This is a genomic window from Maribacter polysaccharolyticus, assembly GCF_028882255.1.
Taxonomy (GTDB): Bacteria; Bacteroidota; Bacteroidia; order Flavobacteriales; family Flavobacteriaceae; genus Maribacter_A; species Maribacter_A polysaccharolyticus.
Window position 1 is genome coordinate 1 of record NZ_JARBUY010000002.1, and the last position, 12,241, is coordinate 12,241.

A 12,241-nucleotide genomic window follows, 5' to 3' on the forward strand; every position below is an offset into this window, starting at 1 on the left:
ATTTTGGTTTCAAATGCAACTTAAAAAGTGTAAACGATGTTTCTATAACTCTGTAAAGGATGTTTGTATATCGTACCAACGGTATTGAAACGGATAGCCGAAAAAAATTACGATTCGAATTCTTCCATAATGGGAATAGGGCCGCCGACGATTCATCCAATGCCTATTATGTCGAATTCGGTGCTGTATACCAGCCTTTCAACGCTTTGCGTATTTCCGCTTCTCCCGAATATGGCATCAATAGGAACAAATTGCAGTATTTGGACAATATTGATGTAGACGGGCAAACCAGATATTTGAACGGTACGGTAGACCAACGAACCTTGAGTATGTCATTGCGTCTAAATTATACGATAAATCCGAATCTTACCATTCAGTATTGGGGGCAGCCTTTTATTTCCCGGGGTAGATATAGTAATTTCAAGGAAGTGGTAGATCCTTTGGCCAAAAACTTTGATGATAGGATTTCACCATTTTTAGAAAATCAGCTTTCGCTTTCAGAAGATGTATATAGCGTAGATGATGATTTGGATGGGGTTGCGGATTTTAGTTTTGAAAATCCCGATTTTTCTTTTGTACAGTTTCGTTCCAATTTGGTCTTGCGATGGGAGTATATCCCTGGTTCCGAGATTTTTCTGGTTTGGTCGCAGGATTTATCCCAATCGGGAAACCCCGGAGAGATGCTTTATAGGGATTTAAGGAATACTGTTTTCAACAAGGAAAAACCCCAGAATATCTTCTTGATCAAGGTTACCTATCGCTTCATTTTGTAATGGATCCGTCAAGGCATATAATAGATTACCTATTTTTGCGTTTTGCAATTAATGTAACGGACTAAATTATAGGATGATGCGATATATTTTAATGAGCGTGATAACGGCATGTATGTTTTTTTCATGTTCAACGGACAAGGAAAATAGTGTGTTGGATGAAGAATCGATCGTAGGGACTTGGTCGTTTACGGGGTTGAATATAGACAATGCCGATTCACCCGATGATTTGGCGTTGGCCAATGAGGTTATCGGGATTTTGATCGCTTCAGGCTGTGAAATCCTTGTATTGGATTTTAATTCGGATCAAACGGTGATGGCCACGGCCAAGGATTTTACCGAAACAGGCAACGATGTCAACGCAGCGGGTACCGGACTTTTGATAGAATGTCCTTCAGAAGTTGAGACCAGTTCCTCTGTTTGGACTTTGGAAGGTGATCAATTGACTTTTGTAGATGAAAATAACGTGGAGGAAACCATTACGATCCAATTGGACGGCAATACCCTGACATTACCGGCAGAAATCGTGGATGAGGATAATTTGACCGGGGCCGAAGCAATTTTCACTAGGCAATAAACCAAAAGACATTCCAATCTTTGAATATGCCTACACTTTAGAACAAGCTGGGCAATTATTTTTTATAAAATTTGGTCTGTACTTTTTGTTCTTGGGAAATTATGGTAACGATATAAATACCGGTATCCAAATTGGCAACAGGAATGTTTATGGCATTGTTTTTAATTTGCCATTGGTATTGTAATCGGGTGTTTCCGTAAACATCTGAAATCATGATATCGGCGCGATTACTGTTTTTAAGGCCCAGAATATTGACAACGTTGGTGGCAGGGTTGGGGAATACCTTTACTTTTTGGGTACCCGTATGCAACGATGATCCATTGCCATTATAGGAAGTATCCTGTGCCTGCCCGCCAAAGGAACACATGGCTAAAATCAAAAATATTGCTACTACCCTTCCCATCTTCTTTCGATATATGAAAAACCTATTTAATCAAGAACGATAAACTTAGGCTGTTTAGTACAAATCGATTACTAAGAAAAGGTTAAATATTCAATTGGTTCTTAGTCTTTTGTATTCGTTGGGTAAATTCCAAAATGCCGAACGAATGACAGCGGAAGTTTAAAACCTTTGCTGAATGGTCAATGCGCTTCGAGCCAATTTTGGCCAATGCCCAAATCCACGTCCAAAGGAACGGCGAGTTCATAGGCATTTTCCATTTCCGATTTGATTAGGGTCTGTAACGCTTCCAACTCGGGTTTGAATACATCAAAGACCAATTCGTCATGCACCTGTAAAAGCATTTTTGATTTGTAATTGCCTTTGGCAAGTTTTTGGTGGATGTTGATCATCGCAATTTTGATGATATCCGCCGCGCTCCCTTGAATGGGGGCGTTTACGGCATTGCGTTCCGCGGCTCCACGGACTATCGCATTACTCCCATTGATATCCTTTAAGTATCGTCTTCTTCCCAAAACGGTCTGTACGTAACCATTGTCCCTGGCAAAATCGACCTGTTCGCTAATGTAATTCCGTAATTTGGGATAGGTCTTATAATAGGTTTCGATCAACTCCTTAGCCTCGGTACGTGATAAATCGGTTTGGTTGCTCAATCCAAATGCCGATACCCCATAGATAATCCCGAAATTCACCGTTTTGGCATTGCTTCGTTGTTCCCTTGTGACTTCTTCCAATGGTACATTAAAGACCTTTGAAGCTGTGGAAGCGTGAATGTCCTCCCCGTTTTTAAACGCTTCTATCATGGTAGTTTCGTTGCTCAGTGCCGCGATAATTCGCAATTCGATCTGCGAGTAATCCGCAGCCAACAATATGTGGTTTTCGTCCCTTGGTATAAAGGCTTTCCGCACCTGTCGTCCCCGTTCGGTCCTGATGGGGATATTCTGGAGATTGGGATTGTTACTGCTCAAACGGCCTGTGGCCGCTACGGTTTGCATATAGTCGGTATGTACCCTGCCTGTAGAGGGCTCTACCTGTTCTGGTAAGGCATCGATATAGGTGCTTTTCAATTTTGAAAGTCCACGATAGTCCAATACGTTTTTGACAATCTCGTGGTCTTTGGCCAAGTAGGAAAGTACGTCTTCTGCGGTAGAGTATTGTCCGGTCTTGGTCTTTTTGGGTTTATCGACCAATTTCAATTGGTCAAATAGGATCTCGCCCAATTGTTTCGGTGATGCAATATTGAATTCCTGTCCGGCTTCCTTGTAGATTTTTTCTTGTAGATCCAGGATGTCTTTGTCTAGGTCCTTGGAAAGTGAGTGTAGGAATTCCTTATCCAGATTGATGCCTTCCAACTCCATATCGGCCAGTACATGCAATAAGGGGATTTCGATCGTAGTGAAAAGTTCCTCCGTCTTGGCATCGGCCAATTCGGGCCTGAAATGTTGTGCCAATTGAAAAGTGATATCGGCATCCTCAACGGCATATTCGGTCTGTTGTTCCAAAGGTACGTCCCGCATACTCAATTGGTTCTTGCCTTTTTTACCGATAAGTTCCGTAATTGATAAGGGGGTGTAATTCAGATAGGTTTCCGAGAGTACATCCATATTGTGTCGCATATCGGGATTGATAAGGTAGTGGGCCAACATGGTATCGAAACATTTGCCTTTGACCTGAATATCGTATTTATGCAACACCTTGATATCGTACTTCAGGTTCTGCCCGATTTTCTCTATCCCCTCGGATTCGAAAAACGGCCGTAGGATTTCGATACTTTTTTGGGCTTCATCCCTGTCGTCGGGAAAAGGGATATAAAATCCTTTTCCGGCTTCCCAAGAAAATGCGATCCCTACCAATTCTGCGGTCAAGGGGTTGAGTCCGGTTGTTTCCGTATCAAAGCAAACCGAGGGCTGTTTCATCACATTTTGCATAAAAAGTTTCATGGCCATGGGGCTGGTGACACTCTGGTAAACGTGGGGAACATCGTGTATTGTTTTTCTTCCCGATGACGTTTTTATCGTGGCAGGGGCGTTGCCTTCATTGCCGAAAAGGGAAAATTGACCGCCTCCGGCCTCGGTTGTGGCCTTTTTTGGTCTGGAAGGTCCATTGTCGATTTCATTTGTCTCCCCGGAATCTGGAGCGAATAATTTGGCAAATTGGTCCTTGAGCCGCCTAAATTCCAGCTCGTCGAAGATTTTCTGTACCTTTTCATTTTCGGGTTCAGACATTTCATAATCCTTCGCATCAAAGGTGACATCCACGGTGGTGCAAATGGTGGCCAGCTTTTTTGAAAGTAAACCGAGCTCCCGGTTTTCCGCTACTTTCTCCTTCATTTTGCCTTTAAGCTTATCGATATTATCGAGTAGCCCCTCTAGTGAACCATATTCGTTGATGAATTTTTTCGCGGTTTTATCCCCCACCCCGGGTAGACCTGGGATATTGTCACTGGCATCACCCATCATGCCGAGATAATCGATTACTTGTTCGGGCCGTTCCACCCCAAATCGTTTTTGTATTTCGGGAATTCCCCAGATCTCAATGCCGTTGCCCATTCGTGCAGGGCGGTACATGAAGATATTTTCTGAGACCAATTGACCGAAATCCTTGTCAGGGGTAACCATATACACCTTATAATCCTCTTTCTCGGCTTGTTTGGCCAAAGTACCGATGATATCGTCGGCTTCCCAACCTTCCTGGATGACCACCGGGATATGCATGGCCTTTAAAATTTCCTGGATATAGGGCACGGCGACTTTTATGGCATCAGGGGTTTCGAGACGGTTCGCCTTATAATCGGGAAACAGTTCCGAGCGTTCCGTGCTGCCCCCTTTATCGAAACACACGGCCAAATGGTCCGGTTTTTCGCGGCGAATGACATCGAACAGCGAATTGGTGAATCCCATAATGGCAGAGGTATCCATACCCTTGGAATTTATTCGTGGGTTTTTGATAAGTGCGTAATACCCACGGAAAATCAAAGCGTAAGCATCCAATAAAAAAAGTCGTTTTTGTTCTGCCATTATAGAAAATTAATTGTGCAAAGTTAAAAATACAAAGATTATAATTTTTAACGTTGTTTACTGTAGGGGTGGATGGTTTAACATATGTTGCAGGACGAATCCGTCCTCATTATAGAAAAGGTGATAGGGCATTACTTTCGTTTAATATACGAATCGGATGGGTGGTTTATATGTCCATCTTCGGAATACTGCCGATAGGTGAATCCCGGATGAATGCAGTAACTGCCTGTTTCCCCTTTTTTGTTGACGGCGATAAATCCTATTTGAAAGTCGGTGTTGTCCTTGTTTTTGGCAATGATTCGTTTTACCCCTTCCTCGCAGGCTTCTTGAGGCGATTTGCCTTGGCGCATCAACTCCACGATCAAAAAGCTGCCTACGGTGCGCACTACTTCTTCGCCTACCCCGGTTGCCGTTGCGCCCCCGACCTCATTGTCAATGAAAAGTCCGGCCCCTATAATCGGTGAGTCCCCCACACGACCGGCATATTTGTAGGCCATGCCACTAGTGGTACAGGCTCCTGAAATATCGCCGTTTTTATCGATGGCAAGCATGCCGATGGTATCGTGGTTTTCAATGTTGATGATAGGTTTGTATTGGGACGTTTTTTTCCATTCCAACCATTGTTGTTTTGATTTTTCGGTCAGCAAATCAACTTTTTCGAACCCTTTTTCATAAGCAAATTGTTCGGCTCCTTTTCCGGCCAACATCACATGGGGGGTATCTTCCATGACCTTACGTGCCACGGAAACCGGGTGGACGATGTTCTGCATCGCCAGTACGGCACCACAATTACCATCTTTATCCATGATACAGGCATCCAAGGTCACATTTCCATCTCTGTCCGGGCGGCCTCCCTTGCCTACGGTTTGATTGTTTTCATTCGCTTCCTCGACCATTACGCCTTGCTCAACGGCATCCAAAGCACTTCCTCCATTTTGCAAAACTTCCCAGGCTTTTGCTGTGGCGTTTTTGAAATTCCAAGTACATATGGCCATAGGTTTTATTGCCGTAGCCATAGGGCTTATGGTTGTTCCGTTCTTTTTGTTTTCTTGGCTAGAGGCCAATAGCGGGGCCGAAACCAATCCCGCGGTCACCATACTTGAATTTTTAAGGAACTTTCTTCGCTTCATAATTTTGTGATACTTAATTTTAAGGAGTTAAATATAAGCAATATGTTAGTAGAAGTCTGTGCCAATTCGCTGGAATCGGCCATGAATGCGGAAAAGGCGAGGGCCGATAGGATAGAGTTGTGCTCCGAGTTGGCGGTAGGGGGGATTACCCCTTCTTACGGACTGTTGAAAAGTATAAAGGAAAATCTGCAAATTCCCGTCCATGTGCTCATACGCCCCCGTAGTGGGGATTTTACATATACCGAATCGGAATTCGGAATTATGAGGCGGAATATCGCCCTTTGTGTGGAAATGGGTTTCGACGGAATTGTTTCTGGGGCATTACATGCCGATGGTACCTTGGATTTGGAACGTACCAAGACCTTGGTCGAGCTATCGGGAAATTTAAAGTTCACTTTCCATCGCGCCTTTGATTGGGTACGTGACCCCGAAAATACCTTAAGGCAATTGGAAGGATTGGGTGTGGATCATATCTTGTCATCCGGACAAGAAAAATCGGCCTTGGAGGGGATTGCTTTATTGTCCCAATTGAACAAGGTAGCTGCTTCAACGGTAATTATGCCGGGCGGGGGTATACATGCGGGCAATGTTGGTGTTTTTAAGGAAAAAGGGTTCAAGGTGGTGCACTTATCGGGGACAACCTATGAACAACGTATGGAAACGGTGCCCAAGGTATCGATGAACACCCCGTCTTTTTTACGGGATCAAGGGGTTTTTGTTTCCAATATGGAAGTAATTCGAAAAGTCTTGAAAGAAGTTAAATAAACCGAAATGGAATGAATAAGAACCTGATTATAAATATCTTTGTTTAAAATAGGACTATGTTACGTTGGATTATTTTCGTCATGTTTTATGCGGGCTTGACGTTCTATGCCTTACAGGCTTTAAAAACCATAACCAGGTACCCTTGGGTCTACTTTACTTATCTCGGGATTTCCTTGATAGTGTTGTTGAATTTCTTGTATCAATTTGCCTGGGGCGATGATACGGGAAGGGTATTGAGCCGTCCCAAAAGTTATGCCTTTGGATTTTTATTGACGATGATTACCTTTAATGTCATCACCGTGGTCTTTCTTTTTTCCGAAGATCTTTTTCGTTTTTTGAGTGGAGCCTATCAGAAGTTGTTCGGTGGTACCAAAGAATTCAGTTTTCCCGAACGCAGACGGTTTTTGAGTATGATAGCCATGGGGATAGCGGCCATTCCTTTCGGGGCATTGCTCTATGGGATGTACCGCGGAAAGTACAATTTTCAAGTGTTGAAATACCAATTGGAGTTCGATGATTTGCCCGATGCCTTCGATGGGTATCAAATAACGCAGATTTCCGATGTACACAGTGGTAGTTTTGATGATCGGAAGAAAATAGAATACGCCATCGATCTGGTAAATGCCCAAAAGAGCGATGTTATTTTGTTCACTGGGGACATGGTGAACAATAAGGCCGAGGAAATGGTGCCTTGGAAAGATACTTTTGCAAGGTTGGAAGCCGCTGATGGAAAGTTCTCGATATTGGGTAACCATGATTATGGCGATTATGTCGATTGGGATACCGAGGAGTTGAAAATGAAGAATCTCGAGGAGCTTAAGGCATTACAACTCGAAATAGGTTTCGTTCTGCTATTGAACGAAAGCAGGTATTTGAAAAAGGGGGGTGATAAGATCGCATTGGTCGGTGTAGAGAATTGGGGCCGGGGTGGATTTAAGAAAGCCGGGGATCTCTCGGTGGCTGCCAATGCCATTTCAAAAGAGGATTTTAAGATTTTAATGAGCCATGACCCGTCTCATTGGGAAGATGTGGTGATTAACGACGATTACCATTATCACTTGACATTAAGTGGCCATACCCATGGTATGCAGTTTGGGATCGAGATACCCGGGTGGGTCAAATGGAGCCCTATCCGATGGCGTTATAAATATTGGGCCGGTATATACAAAGAAATGGGGCAGTATATTAACGTGAATCGTGGGTTTGGATTTTTAGGGTATCCGGGAAGGGTCGGAATTTGGCCCGAAATTTCCGTAATAACGTTAAGGAAAAACCCATTAACATGATTTTAACGGCAAGCAAAACTTACAATTAGGTCGCAAAAACTGGTCATTTAACATTTTTTCTTACATTTGATTTGTAACCGAAAGAACTATATATGTCGAAATTTGGTGAACTAATAGATTTACCCGTTCCCGTTTTGTTGGATTTCTATGCGGAATGGAATGAACAATCAACCGCGATGCATCCGGTACTCAGGGATGTTGCAGCTGCTCTTGGTGATAAAGGTAAAGTCATAAAAATCGATGTGGATAAGAACAAGGAGTTATCCCAAGCCCTTCGTGTCAAAGGATTGCCTACCCTAATCATATACAAGAAAGGGGAAATGGTTTGGCGTCAAAGTGGGGAGCAGGATGCCAATACGCTTATCGGCATTCTGAACGAATATGTATGACCTTTACTTGGATAAAGGCATAAAGCATTTTCCCGAGGTACATAATAACATAAATGGAGGCTATCCCAGTACGATGGGTGTTCCCTTATGGTTTTAAAAAAAAGTCGTTTTGGGGCTGGAAATTATACCGAACTTCCAACCCTTTTTTTGTTTCCGCTTTCCTACTGGTTTTCTAAAGTAACGGTATCCGAAAAATCAGGATCTTCTTGTTGTAATGTTGGTTCATCCTCTAAGATCTCATCCTGGTAGAAATGGCTGAACTTGTCAATGTATTCATTAAAGATCAAGGTTTCCTTTTCCGCCATGTTCCGGTCGCTGTTCTCGATGAGCACATCGATCAACCTGCGATACGATTCCATATCGGAAATGATATCATCGATCTTGGCGTATTGTTCATTTAAAGGAATCCCTTCGTAGTACTCCAAGTGTTCTTGGTATATTTTTTTCAGCTTGGCGTATATTTCATGGGCCTTGGCGGTTTCCCCTATCTTGTAATACCCATCAATGAAAGGCAGTACAAAATGGTAGTAGTTGAAGTATTCAACGGGCATTTTTTCCATGGCCAGATCTATGATGGTCTTCGCTTTGTCGATTTTGTTCTCTTGGATCAATTTTTCCATCAATCGGGCAAGGTTACTTCGATAAGAAATGCCTTGGACCCTGGTCTGGGGGTCATGGTAAATGTCCGGGTTTCCTGAATTGCCCCAATCCCATTTGGTAACGATATCGTACATGAGTTCGGAATCTATCCTTCCCATATCGAATGAATTGCTGCGTTCGGTCTTTATTGGGACCAATTTATAGGCCATGCCGTCCAATTGAAGGTAATCTTTCATCCAAATGAATTCGGCGTCATCAAAGCTTCCACCAGAAAAATATAAGGGGCGTTTCCAATCGTTGTTGGCAACGATGTCCAACATCATCATGCTTTTCTTGGTAATGGCGCTGGGTAAGTCGATATCTATATAGTCAACGATCAGGGCAGAATCCTTTGGCTTTACCAATCCGCTCTCAAGTACATTCTTCTTATTGACGGGGATTCGTAATTTTTGGGTCGGATAGTACACTAAATTTTGGGTATTCTCGGGATATTCGTCAACATCGATGTCTTGTTTTTCCAAGAAAAATTTGAATTTGGTCTGTGGTTTGTCACTATCGATCCAGTCAATAAAGTCTTTGATGTTCCATCGGCTTTTTGATACTTCCCTATTGAACAAAGGATCTACATTTTGGAAGTACAACACATCCCTGGATCCCCATCGGTACTTGTCATGGGTAATTTGTGAAGGTATCGGGTCGCTCGAATAGGCTTTGCGTTTCATCTGGTCTACATACCAATCCGTTTCAAAAAGACTTGTACATACGACACGCACGTCGGTTCTGTAGTTTTCGATTTCCTGGGCGTACCAAAGTGGAAAGGTATCGTTGTCCCCAATGGTGAACAATAAGGCCCCGACATCCTTTTGGCAAGAATCTAGATACGCTTTGGCAGAGGATTCGGCGGTATAGCGGTTCGATCGATCGTGGTCGTCCCAGTTTTGTACGGCCATTACCGTGGGTACCGCCAATAGGCATATTAGCGTTATCGCAGGAGCCAAGACCGTTGGTTTGATCCATTTCTTGAATTCATCGAAAAGGCCATATACCCCAAGTCCGATCCAGAGCGCGAATACATAGAATGAGCCTACTAAGGAATAATCCCTTTCCCGCGGCTGGAAAATATAGGGGTTCGTGTAAAATTGTATGGCGATTCCCGTGAATAAAAAGAAAACCAACAAGACCCAAAATTGCTTTGGGTTTTTGGATACTTGGAACAAAATGCCGATAATGCCCAAAAGCAAAGGCAAAAAGAAATACGTATTGCGGGCTTTGTTGTCCTTGATGTCACTGGGAAGGTTTTTTTGACTGCCATGAAAAGCACTGTCGACAAAGGGTATGCCCGATAACCATTTCCCATTTTCATCATAACGCCCTTGGATATCGTTGTTCTTCCCAACGAAGTTCCACATAAAATAACGCCAGTACATATAACCAAATTGAAATTCGAACATGTACTTCACGTTATCCCAGATCGAAGGCGGTTGTATTTCAAGATAGTCCTCGAATCGTTTTAGAAAACTAATATATTGTTCGGCATCGATTTCGCCATTGGCAAATCCTTTTTTTACTTGGGCCACTGCTTGTCTAAGTTCATCGTTGGATTGTTTCATTTTGAAATCCAACGGCCCAAAATACTTCATGTAATTCTCGGCGTGCTGTCCGCTCCACATTCGGGGTAAAATGCCTTTGTGTTTTTCGTTGGAGTCTTGCAGGGCATTTTTATAGTAGTTGACAATGACATACTTCCCCTTTTGGTAGTCTTTTTCATACTTGGGTTTGTCATCAATTTCCTTGCCGGCGGGAGCAAAAATATCGGAGTAATACGCGCCATATACGGGACTGTCCACACCGGGGTATTGCTCCCGGTTGTAATAGGCCAATAACGATCTGGCGTCCGACGGATTGTTTTCGTTGATGACCACATTGGCATTCGCTCTAATGGGAAGCATCAACCATGTAGAGAATCCAAAGAACAGGAACATGATACTCAAGACAATGGTGTTCGCATTTCGGAAATCGTTTTTGTGGGTATACCGTAACCCCATATAAAATGCAATGATAAAAAGCAGCCCCATGATCAATGATCCTGAATTGAAAGGCAATCCAATGCTGTTTACGAAAAAGACCTCCGCCCAGCCGAATAATTTCAGTACATAGGTCAATGAAAACTTATAGACCAGCATTAGAACCGCAATGACCAAGACATTGGCTATGAGGAAGTTTTTTATGGTAGTGGTTTTGTATTTCTTGAAATAATAAAGAAGACCTATGGAAGGGATGGCCAAAAAGCCCATGAACTGCACCCCGAAGGTTAGCCCTACTACAAATGAAATAAGGATAAGCCATCGATTGCCCCGTGGTGTATCCAAGTTATCCGTCCATTTAAGTCCGAGCCAAAGCAACAGTGACATTATAAAACTTGCACTTGCGTATACCTCGGTTTCTACCGCATTGAACCAAAAACTATCGGAATAGGTAAAGGCCAAGGCACCAACGAGTCCACTCCCCAAAACGGCAATCGATTTGCTATTGGAAAGGGTTTCCTTTTCCCCGATCAATTTCCTGGTGAGATTGGTAATCGTCCAGAACATAAAAAGTATGGTAAAAGCACTACTTACCCCAGAGACGTAATTCACCATTCGGGCGATATTGTCGGGGTCGAAGGCGAACATGGCGAAAAAAGCACCGAGCATTTGCAATAAGGGGGCCCCCGGCGGATGGCCTACCTGCAATTTTGCTGAGGTAGCGATATACTCTCCGGCATCCCAAAAACTACTTGTGGGTTCTACAGTGATACTATATGTTATAAGGGCTATAAAGAAGACGACCCATCCGAGTAGGGTGTTCCATTTTTGGAAGTTCTTTGAAAACATGCAATTTGTGGTTTTACCTTGGTGGCGAATTTAGTAATTAAAATATATATGCCCGAACATTTTTGATAAACCTTTAACAGGGGTCTTTCTGATTTTTTTGATGATTGTTTTTAAAAATGTTTGCTCAAACCAAACTTTGTTTTAAATTTGCACGCTCTAAAGCGGAAATAACTTCCATCGTTTTTTGGGAAGTGGTCTTTGGATGAGGTATTGGCCTATGGTGTAATTGGCAACACAGCTGGTTTTGGTCCAGTCGTTCTAGGTTCGAGTCCTAGTAGGCCAACAAGATGAATTAAATCCCGATGTCCGTTGATGTCGGGATTTTTTCATTTAGGAACAAGTTTAGGACGAGAAGTTTATCCTGAGCGGAGTCGAAGGGAGTCCTAGTAGGCCAACAAGTTGAATTGAATCCCGATGTCCGTTGATGTCGGGAT

The 12,241-nt window shown here is 43.1% G+C and carries 9 protein-coding genes and 1 tRNA gene; 6 read left to right on the top strand and 4 right to left on the bottom strand.

From position 1 onward, the window contains the following. Positions 1–59 precede the first annotated feature (59 nt). Together PHU20_RS06065 and PHU20_RS06070 are read left to right on the top strand one after the other, a co-directional pair. Positions 60–773, top strand: a complete 714-nt coding sequence (locus PHU20_RS06065) for a DUF5916 domain-containing protein (protein WP_274824468.1) — start codon at positions 60–62, stop codon at positions 771–773. A gap of 73 nt (positions 774–846) precedes the next feature. Beyond that, complete coding sequence (locus tag PHU20_RS06070; protein ID WP_274824469.1) at positions 847–1,347, top strand: lipocalin family protein; 501 nt, start codon at positions 847–849, stop codon at positions 1,345–1,347. A gap of 55 nt (positions 1,348–1,402) precedes the next feature. Here the strand turns inward: PHU20_RS06070 and PHU20_RS06075 are convergent, their stop codons facing one another. The 3 genes from PHU20_RS06075 to PHU20_RS06085 all read right to left on the bottom strand — a co-directional run bounded on the left by PHU20_RS06075 (position 1,403) and on the right by PHU20_RS06085 (position 5,894). Then, the gene (locus tag PHU20_RS06075) at positions 1,403–1,750 is read right to left on the bottom strand and encodes a T9SS type A sorting domain-containing protein (protein WP_274824470.1); all 348 of its coding nucleotides are present in this window, start codon (positions 1,748–1,750) and stop codon (positions 1,403–1,405) included. Positions 1,751–1,929: 179 nt separating this feature from the next. Beyond that, positions 1,930–4,764, bottom strand: coding sequence for a DNA polymerase I (gene polA, locus PHU20_RS06080; RefSeq protein WP_274824471.1), 2,835 nt, complete (start codon positions 4,762–4,764; stop codon positions 1,930–1,932). A gap of 131 nt (positions 4,765–4,895) precedes the next feature. Continuing rightward, complete coding sequence (locus PHU20_RS06085; protein WP_274824472.1) at positions 4,896–5,894, bottom strand: isoaspartyl peptidase/L-asparaginase family protein; 999 nt, start codon at positions 5,892–5,894, stop codon at positions 4,896–4,898. A 42-nt stretch (positions 5,895–5,936) separates the two neighbouring features. On the opposite strand from PHU20_RS06085, the gene PHU20_RS06090 reads away from it, so the two are divergent. From PHU20_RS06090 to PHU20_RS06100, 3 genes are all read left to right on the top strand, one after another. Further along, complete coding sequence (locus tag PHU20_RS06090; RefSeq protein WP_274824473.1) at positions 5,937–6,659, top strand: copper homeostasis protein CutC; 723 nt, start codon at positions 5,937–5,939, stop codon at positions 6,657–6,659. A 56-nt stretch (positions 6,660–6,715) separates the two neighbouring features. Beyond that, on the top strand, positions 6,716–7,945 hold the full coding sequence (locus PHU20_RS06095; protein ID WP_274824474.1) for a metallophosphoesterase: 1,230 nt from the start codon (positions 6,716–6,718) through the stop codon (positions 7,943–7,945). 92 nt (positions 7,946–8,037) lie between these two features. Continuing rightward, positions 8,038–8,334, top strand: a complete 297-nt coding sequence (locus tag PHU20_RS06100) for a thioredoxin family protein (protein ID WP_274824475.1) — start codon at positions 8,038–8,040, stop codon at positions 8,332–8,334. A gap of 161 nt (positions 8,335–8,495) precedes the next feature. Here PHU20_RS06100 and PHU20_RS06105 read toward each other — a convergent pair whose 3' ends face one another. Next, the gene (locus PHU20_RS06105; RefSeq protein WP_274824476.1) at positions 8,496–11,807 is read right to left on the bottom strand and encodes a glycosyltransferase family 117 protein; all 3,312 of its coding nucleotides are present in this window, start codon (positions 11,805–11,807) and stop codon (positions 8,496–8,498) included. A 211-nt stretch (positions 11,808–12,018) separates the two neighbouring features. On the opposite strand from PHU20_RS06105, the gene PHU20_RS06110 reads away from it, so the two are divergent. Beyond that, positions 12,019–12,090, top strand: a tRNA-Gln gene (locus PHU20_RS06110). Positions 12,091–12,241: the final 151 nt, after the last annotated feature.